This window comes from Pelagerythrobacter rhizovicinus (genome assembly GCF_004135625.1).
Lineage (GTDB): Bacteria > Pseudomonadota > Alphaproteobacteria > Sphingomonadales > Sphingomonadaceae > Pelagerythrobacter > Pelagerythrobacter rhizovicinus.
The window spans coordinates 1,225,935-1,241,523 of record NZ_SDPV01000001.1; the positions used below are offsets into that span (position 1 = coordinate 1,225,935).

Annotated in this window: 13 protein-coding genes; 4 read left to right on the forward strand and 9 right to left on the reverse strand. The window is 65.4% G+C overall.

The annotated features are described in order from the left end of the window. Positions 1 to 12 precede the first annotated feature (12 nt). Positions 13 to 1,596, reverse strand: coding sequence for an amino acid permease (locus ETX26_RS06005; RefSeq protein WP_129523732.1), 1,584 nt, complete (start codon positions 1,594 to 1,596; stop codon positions 13 to 15). A 95-nt stretch (positions 1,597 to 1,691) separates the two neighbouring features. Further along, positions 1,692 to 3,128, reverse strand: a complete 1,437-nt coding sequence (locus ETX26_RS06010) for a sodium-dependent transporter (protein ID WP_129523733.1) — start codon at positions 3,126 to 3,128, stop codon at positions 1,692 to 1,694. 102 nt (positions 3,129 to 3,230) lie between these two features. Here ETX26_RS06010 and panB point away from each other — a divergent pair, with 102 nt between their 5' ends. Both panB and ETX26_RS06020 read left to right on the forward strand, forming a co-directional pair. Then, a complete protein-coding gene (gene panB, locus ETX26_RS06015) occupies positions 3,231 to 4,100 on the forward strand; it encodes a 3-methyl-2-oxobutanoate hydroxymethyltransferase (protein ID WP_129523734.1) in 870 nt (289 codons plus the stop codon). A gap of 96 nt (positions 4,101 to 4,196) precedes the next feature. Further along, entirely contained in the window at positions 4,197 to 5,270 is a 1,074-nt protein-coding gene (locus tag ETX26_RS06020) for a DUF475 domain-containing protein (RefSeq protein ID WP_191984687.1), read from the forward strand. Here ETX26_RS06020 and ETX26_RS06025 read toward each other — a convergent pair. Together ETX26_RS06025 and ETX26_RS06030 are read right to left on the reverse strand one after the other, a co-directional pair. Next, positions 5,167 to 6,207, reverse strand: a complete 1,041-nt coding sequence (locus ETX26_RS06025) for a bile acid:sodium symporter family protein (RefSeq protein WP_225425515.1) — start codon at positions 6,205 to 6,207, stop codon at positions 5,167 to 5,169. The two genes, ETX26_RS06020 and ETX26_RS06025, sit on opposite strands and share 104 nt — an antisense overlap. A 41-nt stretch (positions 6,208 to 6,248) precedes the next feature. Continuing rightward, positions 6,249 to 7,700 carry a tetratricopeptide repeat protein gene (locus ETX26_RS06030; RefSeq protein ID WP_165271698.1) on the reverse strand — a complete coding sequence of 484 codons (1,452 nt, stop codon included), beginning with the start codon at positions 7,698 to 7,700 and terminating at the stop codon, positions 6,249 to 6,251. Between ETX26_RS06030 and ETX26_RS14260 the strand changes: the two genes are divergently transcribed. Further along, entirely contained in the window at positions 7,701 to 8,015 is a 315-nt protein-coding gene (locus tag ETX26_RS14260; RefSeq protein ID WP_165271699.1) for a hypothetical protein, read from the forward strand. Here the strand turns inward: ETX26_RS14260 and prsR are convergent. From prsR to ETX26_RS06055, 5 genes are all read right to left on the reverse strand, one after another. Continuing rightward, complete coding sequence (gene prsR / locus ETX26_RS06035; protein ID WP_129523736.1) at positions 7,990 to 9,351, reverse strand: PEP-CTERM-box response regulator transcription factor; 1,362 nt, start codon at positions 9,349 to 9,351, stop codon at positions 7,990 to 7,992. The genes ETX26_RS14260 and prsR overlap by 26 nt on opposite strands. Then, positions 9,351 to 10,571 (reverse strand): XrtA/PEP-CTERM system histidine kinase PrsK, encoded by a 1,221-nt coding sequence (gene prsK, locus ETX26_RS06040; protein ID WP_129523737.1) that lies wholly within the window; start codon positions 10,569 to 10,571, stop codon positions 9,351 to 9,353. The genes prsR and prsK overlap by 1 nt, the downstream gene beginning before the upstream one ends. Continuing rightward, complete coding sequence (locus tag ETX26_RS06045) at positions 10,568 to 11,953, reverse strand: TIGR03013 family XrtA/PEP-CTERM system glycosyltransferase (RefSeq protein ID WP_129523738.1); 1,386 nt, start codon at positions 11,951 to 11,953, stop codon at positions 10,568 to 10,570. The genes prsK and ETX26_RS06045 overlap by 4 nt, the downstream gene beginning before the upstream one ends. Before the next feature lie 124 nt (positions 11,954 to 12,077). Further along, complete coding sequence (locus ETX26_RS06050) at positions 12,078 to 12,365, reverse strand: hypothetical protein (RefSeq protein WP_129523739.1); 288 nt, start codon at positions 12,363 to 12,365, stop codon at positions 12,078 to 12,080. A gap of 56 nt (positions 12,366 to 12,421) precedes the next feature. Further along, complete coding sequence (locus ETX26_RS06055; RefSeq protein ID WP_129523740.1) at positions 12,422 to 13,807, reverse strand: helix-turn-helix domain-containing protein; 1,386 nt, start codon at positions 13,805 to 13,807, stop codon at positions 12,422 to 12,424. Between the two features lie 149 nt (positions 13,808 to 13,956). Between ETX26_RS06055 and ETX26_RS06060 the strand changes: the two genes are divergently transcribed. Beyond that, positions 13,957 to 15,555 carry an isocitrate lyase gene (locus tag ETX26_RS06060; RefSeq protein ID WP_129523741.1) on the forward strand — a complete coding sequence of 533 codons (1,599 nt, stop codon included), beginning with the start codon at positions 13,957 to 13,959 and terminating at the stop codon, positions 15,553 to 15,555. Positions 15,556 to 15,589: the final 34 nt, after the last annotated feature.

Consider the following 15,589-nt stretch of genomic DNA (forward strand, 5'->3'; position numbering starts at 1 on the left):
GAAAGGGAGAGCTCAGCCGGTCCGTCCCTCCGGATGGATCGGGATCATAGTCTCCTCCCCGCCGATGTCGTCCACCACTTCCACGATCCCGCGGCCCAGATGGCTGCGCCTGCGGCTGTAGAGGAAGTAGATCGCGATCCCGATCGCGCCCCAGGCCGGCAGCACAAGGATCGCCTCGATCGGCAGGTTGACGTAAAGAAACACGCACCCTGCAAGCGCCAGCGGCGCGACAATCCATACGCCTGCCATGCGGAACGGCCGCTTGCGATGCGGATCCTTCACACGCAGGACCATCACCGTCACCGCCACCATGAAGAAGGCGTAGAGCGTACCCGCGTTGGCATAGTCCGCAAGCAGACCGACCGGGAAGAACGCGGCGCCCACCGCCACTACCAACCCGGTGAGGAACGTCACGATGTGCGGCGTCTTCCACTTCGGATGCACCGTGCTGAGCCGTTCGGGCAGCAGGCCGTCGCGGCTCATGACGAAGAAGATGCGCGTCTGCGCGAAGATCAGCACGAGAATGACCGAGGGCAGCGCCAGGAACGCCGCGACGCCCAGCATGTTGCCGACCCCCGACCAGCCGATCTGGCGCAGCACGTGCGCCAGCGCCTCATCGGAGCAGACGAGCGACGCGGCATATTGCGGCAGCGCACACTGGCGCGCGAGCTCTTCGGATCCGGCGGGGAACGGGATGCCGTTCGGCCCCATGATGGGCTGCCCGCCGATAGTGCCGATCGCGCCGGCCGCGACGAGAATGTAGAATACCGTACAGAACAGCAGCGACCCGATCAGGCCGAAAGGCACGTTGCGCTGCGGATTCTTGGTTTCCTCGGCGGCGGTGGAAACCGCGTCGAAGCCGACGTAGGCGAAGAAGATCGTCGCCGCCGCGCCGACTGCGCCGAGCCCGGTGCCGATACCTCCGAATACGCCGGCGGGCAGGAACGGATTGAACTTGTCCACGTCGAATTCCGCACTCGTGAACGTCAGCGCGACGAACGCCGTGAGCGCAGTGACCTTGATTGCCACGAGAACGGCGTTGACCTTCGCGCTCTCGCTCGTGCCGATCATCAGCAGACCGGTAATCAGCATCGCGATGAGTAGCGCAGGCAGGTTGATGAGCCCGCCCGGCGCACCACCCAGGGCCAGCGGCCCCGCACTAAGCCACGCCGGCAATTGTATGCCGAGAAATTCGTTCAGTATCGTACCGGTGAAATAGCCCGACCAGCCGACCGAAACCGCACTGGCGGCCACCGCATATTCGAGGATCAGTGCCCAGCCTACTGTCCATGCGAGAAACTCGCCGACCGAGGCATAACTATAGGTGTAGGCGGAACCGGCCACCGGGATCATCGCGGCGACTTCGGCATAGCACAGCGCGGCGACGATGCAGACCGCGCCGGCAATGGCGAAGGCGAGCATCAGGCCCGGTCCGGCCTTTTGAGCGCCGGCGGCGGTCAGCACGAAAATGCCTGTACCGATGATGCAGCCGATGCCGAACAGCATCAGTTGCAAGCCGCTCAACGAGCGGTGCAGCGATTTGCGCTCCGCCGTTGCAAGGATTGCATCCAGCGGTTTGACACGATCGAATAGCATTCGGGGGCTCTCCGCGGCCCGCAGCAGGACTTCCCCGCCCCTCCCAGCCGGCGCGCCGTTTTATGCAATCGCGCTGCGCTGACAAGCGGGATTCATCAACCTGTCAACAAACCCGGGAAGAGGCCGAACAGCAGGATGAGGCTCACCGCCGCCGGGCACAGCCACGCGACGACAAAGCGCCATAGGGCGAATGCCCCACCGGAAAGTCCGCTCTCCGCCTCGATCAGGCGCCGGTCGGCCTTCCATCCGACGAAGATCGCCAGCAGGAGCCCCGCAAGCGGCAGCATGATCTTGCCGGTAAAGCCGTCGAGCGTGTCGAGGATATCGGTCTCCGCGAAGATGCCCCAGAAACCCAGGGGGCGAACGTCGGCCCAGACGTTGTAACCGAGAGCACAGGCAACCCCGATCAGGAAGGCGAGCAGGCCGAGCAACATCGCAGCCACCGGTCTGCGCAGGCCGAAACGATCGATCGCCCACGCGGTCGGGCCTTCGAGCAGCGAGATGGAGCTGGTCAGCGCGGCAAAGAAGATCAGGATGAAAAACAGCAGGCCGATCAGCGATCCCGCAGGCATGGTCTGGAATGCGACCGGCAGCGACTGGAAGATCAGCGCCGGTCCGGCCGAGGGATCGAGGCCCACGCCGAGGACGATGGGAAAGATCATCAGGCCTGCGACCAGCGCCACGGCGGTATCGGTAAGGCTGATCGTTGCCGCCGTCGGTGCGAGATTCACGTCTTTTGCGACATATGCGCCGTAGGTGATCAGTCCTCCCGCTCCCAGGCTGAGCGAAAAGAACGCCTGGCCGAGCGCCTCGTTCATCACCGGTGGGGTGAGCTTGGAAAAGTCCGGCGTGAACAGGAAAGCGAGAGCGCGGCCGAAATCCCCCGTGAACGCTCCGTAGATCGTGATGCAGACGAGAAGCGCGAAGAACGCCGGCATCAACCAGGTTGCCGCCTTCTCGATTCCGTCATGCACCCCGCTGGCAACGATCCACACCGTCACCGCCATGAACGCCGCATGGACTAGGATGAGGCGGACGGGACTCTCGAACAGCGCCCCCATCATCCCGCTCACGGCATCCTGCCCTATGTCGGGGAAGGCGCCGCGGAAGGGCTCGCCGGCCAACGCATTGGAAAGGAAGTCACCGCCGGAAAGCCAGACGTAATAGATCACCCAGCCGGCGACGACCGAGTAGAACGAGAGAATCAGAAAGCCGGCCAGGATCTCGATCCCGCCAAAAACCCGCCATCGACGGGAAACACCGGAACGCTCCGCCACCCGGGAGGCGGACTGAACCGCGTCCGACTTGCCCGCTCGGCCGACGACGAATTCGGACAGCATCAGCGGCATCCCGATGAGCAGAACGCAGCCGAGATAGAACAGCACGAAAGCGCCCCCGCCGTTCTCGCCGACGAGCGTGGGGAAACGCCAGATATTGCCGAGGCCGACCGCCGCCCCGACCGCCGCTAGAATGAAGGCCATGCGGGAGGACCAGCCCTGCTCCCCTCCCTGTGCGCCCGGCGTTGCGACCATCGGTGACTCCCTTCCCGTTCGTTTGAGCCCCTGTTGCAAGTTTTACGCGCGAGGCCAAGGGCATGGTTGGCGACTGCCCACCGGCGGGCTAGAAGGCGCGCCATGTCCACGACCTTCCAGCTCGACACCGCGACCAGTCGCGCGACGCCCACCCCTCAGCCGATGCGGCGCCTGACGGTCCCCAAGATTCGCCAGCGCAAGAAGGACGGCGTGACCGAAGAACCGCTGGTCATGCTGACGGCTTATACTGCGCGGCAGGCACAGTTGCTCGACACCCATTGCGACTTGCTGCTGGTCGGGGATTCGCTCGGCCAGGTGATTTACGGCCTCCCATCCACGATCCCGGTCACCCTCGACATGATGGCCAATCACGCCGCCGCGGTAGTGCGCGGCAGCTATCATGCGGTGGTGATCGTGGACATGCCGTTCGGCAGTTACGAAGCTTCGCCGGAGCAGGCGTTCGAGAGTGCCTCGCGGTTGCTCAAGGAAAGCGGTGCTGCCGGAGTGAAGCTCGAAGGCGGCGCTGCGATGGCGGAGACGGTCGCCTTCCTCACCCAGCGCGGCATTCCGGTGATGGGTCATGTCGGGCTAACTCCGCAGGCGGTGAACGTCCTGGGCGGTTATGCGGCACGCGGGCGCAGCGATGCGGAGGCCGGAAAGATCGTCGGTGATGCCAAGGCGCTCGACGAGGCAGGTGCGTTCGCAGTCGTGGTCGAGGGTGTGGTCGAGCCGATCGCAATCGAGGTAACCGAGAGCATCTCGTGCCCCACGATCGGCATCGGAGCCTCGGCCCGGTGCGACGGGCAAGTCCTCGTGTCGGAGGATATGCTCGGCATGTTCGAACGCGTCCCACGCTTCGTGAAGCGGTACGAGGAAATCGCCGAGGTGATCGCCAAGGCGGCGGAAACTTACGCCGCCGAAGTGCGCAGCCGCGCCTTTCCCGGCGAGGAGCAGACCTACCAGCCCAAATAGGCCGGCGAACGGCGGCGCGGGGAACTTGCGATTCCGCGACGGATTTTCTAGCGCGCGCTCGCTTCCCAAGCGCAGATATTTCGACGGGACCGCTGCATGGCCACGCTGCTTCGCTTCTACACGTTCTCCTTCATCTTCACACTGATCTGCCTCGGGCTTGGCGCGTGGTACGGTTGGACGAGTTCGGGAGGCAACCTAGGTGCCACTGCATCGCTGCTGTGGATCATCGTCGTGCTCTCTGTGCTCGAAGTGTCGCTCAGCTTCGACAACGCCGTGGTCAACGCCTCGGTGCTCAAGGAGATGGACGAGGTCTGGCAGCGACGCTTCCTCACCTGGGGCATCGCCTTTGCCGTATTCGGTATGCGCGTCGTGTTTCCCCTGGCAATCGTCGCCATCGCAGCAGGGCTAGGACCGATCGAGACGCTCAATCTCTCGCTCAACGATCCCCAGCGTTACGAGGAAATCGTCAGCTCCGCGCACGTCGGTATTGCAGGCTTCGGCGGTGCGTTCCTCACTATGGTAGGACTCAAGTTCTTCTTCAATCTCGACAAGGACGTCCACTGGATCCGTATCGTCGAGGTCCAGCTCGCCCGTTTCGCGGCGCTGCCCGCCGCGGAAATCGCGCTGCTGCTGCTAACGCTGTGGGGCATCTCGACCATGCTCGATCCCGCCGACGCGCTGACGTTTCTTGTCGCCGGTATTCTCGGTCTGGTCACCTTCATCGCGGTCGAGGGCGTCAACACGATCCTCGAGATGCGGGCCGAGGCGGCGCGGCTGCAGGGCGCCGTGGTGCGCAGCGGACTCGGTGGCTTCCTCTACCTCAACGTGCTCGACGCTTCGTTCAGCTTCGACGGCGTGATCGGCGCGTTCGCGCTTTCGAACAACATGATCGTGATCGCGCTCGGCCTCTCGATCGGTGCGATGTTCGTCCGTTCGATGACCATCCACCTGGTCAAGCAGGGCACGCTGGCACAGTACCGTTTCCTTGAGAACGGCGCGTTCTGGGCGATCATCGTGCTCGGGATGATCATGTTGTTTTCGTCCGTCGCCCATATACCGGAGACGATCACCGGCCTGATCGGCGCTGTCCTGATCGGTCTGTCGCTATGGTGGTCGATCCGTCACAATCGCCGGGAGAGCCTCGGCGAGGCGAGCGGGACAGCCGGCTAGCGAGCGGTGCCGACACGACCAGCTGCAGCAGGTGATAGACGAGCAGCGGCGCCATCACGAGTCCGGCGCTCGCCGGCGGAAAGAGGATCAGCGCGATGGGTGCGCCGCTCACGACGCTCTTGTGTGCGCCTGCGAACATGAACGAGATGCGTGTTGGCCTGTCGAGGCGGAAAAGGCCGGCAAAAAGCCAGCTGCCGCCGAAGCCGACCGTCAGAAATGCCACCAGCAACCCGAGCAGCAGCGACCATTGCGCCATTCCGAGGGTGCTCCAGATCCCGCGCTCGACTGCACCTGAAAACGCCACGTAGACCGCAATCGCGATTGCCAGCCGGTCCATGGTCGAAACGAGCGCCGGGTGGCTGCGCACCCAGGGGCCGCCGACACCTTGCAGTGCCTGCCCCAGCACGAATGGCAGGACGAGGAGAGCGAATATCTTGGCCAATCCTCCGAAGCCGAGGTCCGCGGTCGCGAATCCTCCCATGACTGCGAAAAGCGGCGCGGTGAGAAACACGCCGACGATGTTGAGCATCGCCGCCGCAACGACCGAACCGGCGACATCTCCGCCCGCTATCGAACTGTAAGCGGTGGCCGACTGTACCGTCGAAGCGAGTGTTCCGAGAAAGAGCAGACCGATCGCAAGCTCCTGCGGCAAATGGCCGAAAGCAAGGCGAGACAATCCCAGCCCGGTCAGCGCCATGGCCCCGAAGCACCAGACGAGGAGCGGCAGGAGAAATCTGGCGTCGCGCAATCCGCGTAGCACCTCGTCTCGCGGCAGTCGCAATCCGTTGAGCATAAACAGCGCGAATATGGCTACGTTCGAGATCGCCTGTGCAACCGTGCGTCCCGCGCCGATAGCAGGGAAAATCGTCGCAAGAGCGATGGTCAGGACAAGCAGGCGGACCATCGGATCGATGCGCAAGATGGTGGAAACGATCACAGGCGCGGCAATGCCTAACGGCCGTCCGCCTGTCGAGAGGACTACGGAGAGGTCAGCGCCCGGGCGGCCGCGACCTCACCCGACGCGGTCAACGCTCCGGCGAGCGCGTGCCTTGCCTGCCGATTGCTGCGGCTGAGGCGATACGCATGCTCTGCGGCATCCCGCGCACCGGCGATGTCGTCCTGCAGCAGTGCCACCTCCGCCTTTAACGCCCACAGCCGTGGATCACGCTCGCCGCCGGACGCAAGCGCGCGATCGAGCATCGCGGCCCCCTCCTCCTGCCGCCCGAACTCGAGAGCAAGCAACGCGAGCATCGTTGCCGCCTCCCGGTTGCGAGGCTCACCGCGCAGATGGCCTGCGAGCAGCGCGTAGGCTGCGCGCGTGTCTTCGCGAGCCGCGTGCGCCGCGAACATCCGCCGCGTCAGTGGCCATGGCCTGCGGATGCCGGCTGCGGCACGATAGCGTCGGAGCGCCTCACCGGGCCGGCCCGCCGCGAGGAAGGCGTCACCTGCGAGTCCGAGCGCATCGGACGAACCGGGAAAGCGTGTGCGAAACGCCTCGCCCGCCACAATCGCTTCCTGCAGCCGCTGCGATGCGATCAATCCCCGGACGAGCGCGACAGCATCGACGCCGCTGGCCGCATCCCGCGCCCCCGCGATCTCCACGGGAACCGAGGTTGCCATCGGGGCCGTATGCGGGTCGCGAAAGCGCGCCGCTTTTTCCAGGAGCGGCGCGGCCTCGTCCCGCTGCCCCAGCGATTCGTAGGCGCGGCCCACGATCTCGACAAAGTATGGATCGGCGTCCGGAAGCATCGCCGCTTTGCCGAAACGGTAGACCAGTTCGCGATCGTTCCCCGAAAGATGCAGCGCATGGACGAGCAGCTGGCGCACGCGGCGATTGTCGGGCTGACTCGCAAGGAGACGATCGAACCGCTGCGCCGCACTGGCGGGATTGCCGCGTTGAAGGTCGATCACGCCCGACAGCAGGGCTGCTGCCGGACTTGTCCGGTCGAGATCGCTTCGGCGCGACAGCAGGCTTTGGGCGAGTTCGAAATCGCCCGCCCTGGCGGCGATGGCCGCCTGGAGGAAATAAGGGCGCGGATCATCGGGAGCGACTTCGGCCATGCGCCGCGCGGCCGCCAGCATATCCCCCGCCCTTCCGCTTTCTCCCAGGCTTGCAGCATAGTCAGCCAGCACCTCTGGATTGTCCGGAGCAACCTCCAGCGCGGACTCGAACCACGGCAATGCCGCAGGCATGCCGTACGCATCGCGGACCAACTGGCCCCGGAACTGCAATGCCTCGGGGTTGCGGGGACCCAGTGCAATGGCGCGATCGGCGGCTTCGATGGCCATGGTATGTTCGCCGCCGAGGTAGCGCAGCCGGCCAATATCCACCCACAATTCCGGGTCGTCCTGATCGGCACGCAGTGCACGATCGAGCGCCGCTCCGGCAGCGGCGAGGTTTCCCGCACGCATCTCCAGCACGCCGAGCATATGAAAGCCGCGCGCTTCCGTGGCCGGCGAGAATTCGCCCGATGCGAGCCAGTCGCGCGCCTGCAGAACCTCGCCCTGCACAAGTTCCGCCTGACCGAGATAGGCCGCCACATCCTCCCGAGGAGTTCCCTCCTCCATCATCCGGCGCAGCACGATCTCGGCGGTCAGCCCGTCGCCACGTTCCAGCGCGGCACGTGCGGCATCGAGGGGCGCAAGCTCGGCGTCCCCCCGCCCGCACGCGCCGAGTGCCAGCGCCGCGAGGCCAGCCATCGCCATGCGAAGAAAGGCGTCAGGTCTGGAGGTCATACTGCTTGAGAAGGTCGTACAGGGTGGGGCGACTGATCCCGAGCAGCTTGGCGGTGTGGGAGATATTGCCGTCGCTGCGCGCCAGCGCATGGCGGATCACCTTGCGATCCGATCGTTCGCGTGCACTCTTCAGGTTGAGCGGCAGATCGTCACGCTCCTCTTTTGCAAGGTCGAGGTCCTCCGCCGTCACCAGCTTCTCGTCGGCCATGATCACCGCGCGCTTCACGCGGTTTTCCAGCTCGCGCACGTTGCCGGGCCACCCCCAGCTGTCGATGGCAGCAAGAGCATCGGGCGTGAAGCCTGTCGCGCCCGAATTCATCTCGGCACCGAAGCGCTTGAGGAATGCCCGGGCGAGCAGGACCGCATCGCCAGACCGTTCGGCCAGTGGCGGGATCTTCACCACGATCTCGGCGAGGCGGTAGAACAGGTCTTCGCGAAAGCGGCCCTCCGCGATCATCGCTTCGAGGTCCTGATGTGTCGCGCACACGATCCGCGTGTCGACGTCGATCGCCTCGCGTCCGCCGATCCGTTCGATCTGCCGTTCCTGAAGGAAGCGCAGCAACTTCACCTGCAGGGGCAGAGGGATATCGCCCACTTCGTCGAGGAACAGGGTCCCGCCCTGCGCCTGCTCGATCTTGCCTTCCGTGGTCTTCACCGCGCCGGTGAAAGCCCCCTTCTCATGGCCGAAGAGTTCCGCTTCGAGCAGCGTTTCCGGGATCGCCGCGCAGTTGATCGCGACGAACCGGCCGCCGGCGCGATCACTCGCCTCGTGCAGGCGCTTGGCGAGCAATTCCTTGCCCGTACCGCTTGCACCGAGCAGCATGACCGAGACGCCCGTGTTCGCCACGCGATCGATCGTGCGCGTGACCTTTGCCATCTCGGGCGCCGCGGTAACGAGACCGCCGAGTGCTGCCTCGCTCTCCGCCGCGCGCAAGGCGAGCCGACGGTTCTCCTGCTCGATCTGCTGCAGATTGTGGGCCCGGCGCACGATCAGACCGAGCGAATCGATGTCGACCGGCTTCTGGTAGAAGTCGTAGGCGCCGCGCGCGATCGCCTGGAGAGCGCTTTCGCGGGCGCCGTGGCCGGATGCGACGATGATCTTCGTGTCCGGCTTCAACGCCAGGATCGCGTCGAGCACGGCAAAGCCCTCGCTCACTCCGTCCGGGGCGGGCGGAAGTCCGAGGTCAAGCGTCACCACTGCCGGCTCCGCGGCACGCAACGCCGCGAGCGCCGTCTCCCGGTCGGTCGCGCAGACGACCTCGAAATCCTCGTAGGCCCACCTGAGCTGCGCCTGGAGACCCTCGTCATCCTCGACGACCAGCAGTCGGGGCTTTGCCTCGGCCATCAGGCCACCTCCGCGTTGCGGATGAGCTCCGCCGCGGCGAACAGCGGCAGGCTGATCGAGAAACGGGTGCCGATCCCCTCCCGCGAATCGACATCCAGCCGCCCATCCATTGCCCGTACGAGTTCGCGCGCTTCGAACGCTCCGATCCCGAACCCGGAGGGCTTCGACGAAACGAACGGCCGGAACAGCGCGTCGCGGACGAATTCGGCCGACATTCCGCCTCCGGAATCGATCACGTCGATTCGTCCGCGGACGCCGTCACTCGCAATGTCGAGATAGACCGGCCCGTGCCCCTCGCCCGCCTCGATCGCGTTCTGGACAAGATGCACCAGCGCCTGTTCGAGAGCCTCGGCATCTCCGAGCACGGCGACTTCACCCGAGTCGATGATCACCAGTGAGCTGTCATCAGCCAGCTGAGACTTCACCCGTCCGGCCAGGTCCCGCAGCGCGATCCGTTCACGCTTGGCTCCCCCGTTCGCTCCATAGCGGCCCAGCCGTGCGAGCAGCACGTTGAGCTTGTCCGCGCTGTTGCGCAGGGTCACGAGCATGTCGGCGCGGAAGGCGGGATTGTCCGCATGGCGTTCCGCATTGCGCGCGAGGAGCGACAGCTGGCTGGCGAGGTTCTTCACATCGTGCATCACGAAAGCGATCCGGCGGCTGAACTCGTCGAACTGGCGCGCTTCCATCAGCGCTTCCTGCCCCGCCCGTTCGGCGAGATAGCTGGCAAGCTGTCTACCGACGATGCCGAGCAAGCCGACGTCCTCCTGATCGAGTCGCCGGGGCTGGACCGGATGCGCGAGGACGATGACCCCGTGCAGGCGATCGAGGTGGAGCAAGGGCACGAGTGCCCAGGCATCGTCGGCGGCAGTAAGCCATTCGGGGAGGATGCCCGCCCGATCCGGCCCGGCGTCGCCACGCACCTGTCGGACGTCGACGATCTCACCGGTTCTCTCGACACTCATGGCGAATTCGGCGGTGAAGGCTTGGTTCGGCACGTCGATGGCCGGCCAGCGCCAGCGCGCGGCAAGGGTGAGCGTGCCGTCCTGTTCAGGCATGAACAGCAACCCTCCGGAGCTCGCCGTCATCTCCGCGGTGGCCCGGATTGCCCGTTCGGGCAGCGTTTCGCCCGCTGAACTACCCTGGCCCATCGTCCACGTGAAACGCAGCCACTCGGCGCGATAGTCATAGCGGTGGTTGAAAAGGTGTCCGAGCCTGATCATCGTGCGCCCTCCGGCCAGAGCACCACGCGCAACGTCTGGAGCAGGATCAGAAGATCGAGAAAGGGCGTGTAGTTCTTCGCGTAGTAGAGGTCGTATTCGAGTTTGTGCCGCGCATCCTCTGTCGAGGCGCCGTAGGGATAGTTGATCTGCGCCCAGCCGGTGATCCCCGGTTTCACCATGTGGCGCTCGGCATAATATGGCAGTTCCTGCTCGAGATCGGCGACGAAGCGGGGCACCTCGGGCCGCGGGCCGACGAAGCTCATTTCTCCCTTCAGCACCGTCCAGACCTGCGGCAGCTCGTCGATCCGCACCTTGCGGATGAACTTGCCGATCCGGGTGACCCGCGGATCGTTACGCTCCGCCCACTTCGCGCCGTCCTTCTCGGCGTCGGCCGTCATCGAGCGCAGCTTGATGAGATCGAACGTCTGTCCGTAGAGGCCGACCCGCGTCTGGCGGAAGAACGCCGGCCCCTTGCTGTCGAGCTTCACCAGCAGGGCGAACAGCACGATCACCGGCAGCGTGAGCAGCAGCAGGAGGCCGCTCGCGGCAATGTCGAACAGGCGCTTCGCCGCGCTCGACACCATCCGGCCGGACGAGAAGCCGTCGGAGAAGATCAGCCAGCTCGGGTTGAGCGAATCCAGATCGACCCGGCCGGTCTCGCGTTCGATGAAGCTGCTGAAGTCGTTGACGTGGACGCCCATCGTCTTGACCCGCAGCAGGTCCTTGAGCGGCAGCGCGTTGCGTCGCTCCTCCAGCGCAAGCACGACTTCGCTCACGCCGAGGTTCTCGACGAAGCGGCCGAGGTCATGGATTGCCGAGCGGGCGATGGCCTCCTCCACCATCCGCTCGCCATCGGTCATGGCGATGTAGGATACGATCGCGAAGCCGCTTTCGGGCCGCTCCGCCAGCTTGCGCAGGCGCTGTGCGCGCCGGCCTGCGCCGAGCACCATCACCCGCCGGCGAAAAGTGGACGTGCCGAGAAACGAGCCGACCAGCAGGCGCCCCAACACCAGCAGCACGGCCGAGATGATCATCGCGAACAGGAGCGTGGAGCGCCAGAACGTCAGCCCCGGCAGCAGGAAATCGATCAGCGACAGCGCAATGATCGCAAGACTGATCGCAACAAGTAGGCGCGCGCAAGCATAGCGCATCGAACGCAGCGCCTCGCTACCGTAGACGCCTACTGAGATCATCGCGATCCACACCGTCAGGGCAAAACCGCCCAGCGGCACGATGCGGTCCGACACGGCTCCCGCATCGATCCCGGCCTGCGCTGCGCGCGCAAGCCACGCCAGTTCGCCTGCCGCAACGAGCAGCAGTAGATCAGCCAACCCCAGCAGCAGCACCGCATGGGGGATGTAGTGCTTGAACAGGCGGATCATCTCTGTCCCGGTCCGGCAATCCTCGCGAAGACGCCGGACTACGGAACAGAGATGAAATGTCGGTAAACTTTACACCCCCTCATGCGTCCGCTGATGAGCTGGGGCCAGGCGGCGCCGGGAGCGATCAGTTCCCGTCGGTGACCTCGTCAGCGGCGCGGTCGACGGCGTCGCCGGCCTGCTGGGCCGCGTCGCCCACTTCGCCAGCCGCATCGGCGATCGCGTTGTCCTTCGCGACTTCGGAGCCGCTCGTCTGTGTGAAAAGATAGATTCCAACGATCAGCGCGACGACCAGCACGAGTGCGATGATCCAGCCGCTGGAGCCACGGCGACGCGGCTCGTCGGTGACGACGGTGGTGTGAGTGTGGGTATCGCCTCGCGGTGTTTCGACCTCGGTGGTGCGTTCTTCTGCCATGTCTCTACTCCCTTTACCGGGCTAGAAACTCCCGGTCCGGGAGTGCGGTTCCCCCGTCAGCCGCCGGTGCCGAAGCGAAAGGGCGTCAGACCGCGCTGATGGTTCTCGAACGCGAGCCGCGCGTTACGCGGAGGCAAGGAGCGCTGTCGGCAACCGGCGATGTGGCATGAGCTGCAACCCGGACCGATCGGTTGCGCCTGCTCGCGCCGTAGCGGCAATCCCCGTGCGAGCGCCAGGTCGGTGGCGAAACGCGCTTCCACCCCAACGACGACGGCAAACTGTGCCTCGCCTTCGGCCGCAACCCCCTCGGTCAGGCGCGATACCGTCAGCCAGTGATCGGGCGCCGCTTCCGCGACCTCGGGCGCAATCTCCTGCACGCACCATTCGCCCGCGCGTTCGAAGGTCCGGTGAACATGCCAGAGCGGGCAGCTTGTTTCGGATTCGAGGAAGGTCGCCCCGCTCGCCCCGGCGAACCGCTTGGAGAACTGCCCCGCCCGGTCGAGCCGCGCCATGAAGAAGGGCAAGCCGCGTTGCCCAACCCGCTGCAGCGTGGTCAGTCGATGCGCTAGCTGCTCGAAGCTAACGCCGAAGCGTCGCATCAGGACCGGAAAGTCGTACCCGGTCGCATCGCACGCGCGCAGGAACCGGTCATAGGGCATGATCAACGCTGCGGCGAAGTAGCCTTGCAGGTGCCGCTCGAACAGCTTGCGCGCATCCTCGCTCTGGAACTGGCCGCCCGCAGCAAGCATCCGGATCGCCTCGCGCTGTTCGAGTTGTGCGAGTTGCACCGCGATCTGGAAATTGCGCGAGGCGGGTGAGAGCATTTCGGAGAGCTGCAACTGGCGCGCATGCAGATCGAGCCGCCGGATGGTCTCCGGCATGACTTCGCGCGGCAGGATACGCAGCGCGATCTGGTGCCGCTCTCGCAGGCGCTCCACCAGTGCCGTACCGATGTCCGCACGGGACAGCCGTAGTTCGTCCGCCAGTTCCTCCGCAGCGGCATCGAGGTCGGCGAAGTGATTGCGCCAGCGCTCGATTTCGCGCCGCGAGGCGGCAAGCGGATCTTCCCCTGCCGTCCTTCCTTCGCCCGCGGTGTCGTAAAGCTGTGCGAAAGCGGCAGCGAAGTGCGGTGCCATGGCCAGCACTTCCCCGATCTCGTCTCGGTCGATGGCGAGCCCGGTGAAACGCTGGTCGGCAAGCCGGCGGGCGAGCCCGTCGACTCCGCCGACGCTTTCGGACTCCCGCAAACGGCGGGGGTCGAAATCGAACCGCTCCACGACCTGCATCATGACACGCGCCGTCAGTGGGCGCTGGTTGCGCTCTATGAGATTGAGATAGCTGGGTGAAATCGAGAGCTGCGCGGCCATGGCGGCCTGGGTCAGCCCCTCGCGCTTGCGCAGGCGGCGCAAGGCGGGTCCGGCGAAGACAGCTTCCTCGGCCATGTAAATTCCTTTACATATTTACAGCACATCATGATCTCCTTCGTGCAATTAGACAAGAAACTTTGTAAGTTTCGCTGTCCCGAAGCCTGCGTTCGAGCGATGGATGTACCGAAGCCGGTACCCGGCCGAACGATCAGGAGACGAGCGACGTGACCTACCAGGGCAAGATCGACGAATTCAGGACCACCATCGCCGCGCAGGGCGCACCGTGGAATGCGATCGACGCCGAGGCGGCCGCGCGCATGCGGATCCAGAACCGCTTCCCGACCGGGCTCGAGATCGCACACCACACCGCGAAGATCATGCGCGAGGACATGGCCGCCTACGACGCCGACCCGGCAGCCTACACCCAGTCGCTCGGATGCTGGCACGGGTTCATCGGGCAGCAGAAGCTGATCAGCATCAAGAAGCATTTCGGCACAACGAAGGGCAAGTACCTCTACCTGTCCGGGTGGATGATCGCCGCGCTGCGCAGCGAGTTCGGCCCCCTGCCCGATCAGTCGATGCACGAAAAGACCTCCGTGCCTGCGCTGATCGAGGAGCTCTATACCTTCCTGCGCCAGGCCGATGCGCGCGAGCTCGGCATGCTGTTTCGCGATCTCGATGCGGCGCGCGAGCGCGGCGACGAGGTCGAAGCCAAGCGTCTCGAGCACGCGATCGAGAACCACGAGACACACGTCGTGCCGATCATCGCGGATATCGACGCCGGCTTCGGCAATGCCGAGGCGACGTACCTGCTCGCGAAGAAGATGATCGAAGCCGGCGCCTGCGCGCTGCAGATCGAGAACCAGGTCAGCGACGAGAAGCAGTGCGGCCACCAGGACGGCAAGGTCACCGTGCCGCACGAGGACTTCCTGCAGAAGATCCGCGCGATCCGCTACGCCTTCCTCGAACTCGGCGTGGAGGACGGGATCATCGTCGCCCGCACCGACAGCCTCGGCGCGGGGCTGACCAAGCAGATCGCCTACAGCACCGAGCCGGGCGACCTCGGCGACCAGTACAACAGCTTTCTCGACTGCGAGGAGGTCGACCCCGCGCAGATCGGCAACGGTGACGTGCTGATCACGCGGAACGGAAAGCTGCTGCGCCCCAAGCGCCTGCCGAGCAACCTCTATCAGTTCCGCCCCGGCACGGGCGAGGACCGCTGCGTGCTCGACTGCGTGACCGCGCTCCAGAACGGCGCAGACCTGCTGTGGATCGAGACCGAGAAGCCGCACATCGGCCAGATCGGCGGAATGGTCAGCCGCATCCGCGAGGTCATTCCGGACGCGAAGCTGGTCTACAACAACTCGCCGAGCTTCAACTGGACGCTCAACTTCCGCCAGCAGGTCTACGACGCCTGGGAAGCGGAGGGCCGCGATCTCTCGGCCTACGATCGGGCGAAGCTGATGAGCGTGGACTACGACGGCACCGAACTCGCCGCCGAGGCCGACGCGCGCATCCGCACCTTCCAGGCCGACGCGGCGCGCGAGGCGGGGATCTTCCACCACCTCATCACGCTGCCGACCTACCACACCGCGGCGCTCAGCACCGACAACCTGGCCAAGCGCTACTTCGGCGAGGAAGGAATGCTCGGCTACGTCAAGCAGGTGCAGCGTGAAGAGATCCGCCAGGGCATCGCCTGCGTGAAGCACCAGAACATGGCCGGCTCCGACATCGGCGACGATCACAAGGAGTACTTCGCCGGCGAAGCCGCGCTCAAGGCCGGGGGCGCGCACAACACGATGAACCAGTTCGCGGCCGCCTGAGCAGGCCGCAGCCACTTCGCGGCGGCCCCGTCCC

What these genes read in the sequence shown, in the direction of transcription:
- ETX26_RS06050 (WP_129523739.1), bottom strand. Translation starts at nt 12,365, where the DNA reads ATGGCAGAAGAACGCACCACCGAGGTCGAAACACCGCGAGGCGATACC.
- ETX26_RS06055 (WP_129523740.1), bottom strand. Translation starts at nt 13,807, where the DNA reads ATGGCCGAGGAAGCTGTCTTCGCCGGACCCGCCTTGCGCCGCCTGCGC.
- prsR (WP_129523736.1), bottom strand. Translation starts at nt 9,351, where the DNA reads ATGGCCGAGGCAAAGCCCCGACTGCTGGTCGTCGAGGATGACGAGGGT.
- ETX26_RS06010 (WP_129523733.1), bottom strand. Translation starts at nt 3,128, where the DNA reads ATGGTCGCAACGCCGGGCGCACAGGGAGGGGAGCAGGGCTGGTCCTCC.
- panB (WP_129523734.1), top strand. Translation starts at nt 3,231, where the DNA reads ATGTCCACGACCTTCCAGCTCGACACCGCGACCAGTCGCGCGACGCCC.
- ETX26_RS06020 (WP_191984687.1), top strand. Translation starts at nt 4,197, where the DNA reads ATGGCCACGCTGCTTCGCTTCTACACGTTCTCCTTCATCTTCACACTG.
- ETX26_RS14260 (WP_165271699.1), top strand. Translation starts at nt 7,701, where the DNA reads ATGAAAGCCGCGCGCTTCCGTGGCCGGCGAGAATTCGCCCGATGCGAG.
- prsK (WP_129523737.1), bottom strand. Translation starts at nt 10,571, where the DNA reads ATGATCAGGCTCGGACACCTTTTCAACCACCGCTATGACTATCGCGCC.
- ETX26_RS06005 (WP_129523732.1), bottom strand. Translation starts at nt 1,596, where the DNA reads ATGCTATTCGATCGTGTCAAACCGCTGGATGCAATCCTTGCAACGGCG.
- ETX26_RS06045 (WP_129523738.1), bottom strand. Translation starts at nt 11,953, where the DNA reads ATGATCCGCCTGTTCAAGCACTACATCCCCCATGCGGTGCTGCTGCTG.
- ETX26_RS06030 (WP_165271698.1), bottom strand. Translation starts at nt 7,700, where the DNA reads ATGCTCGGCGTGCTGGAGATGCGTGCGGGAAACCTCGCCGCTGCCGGA.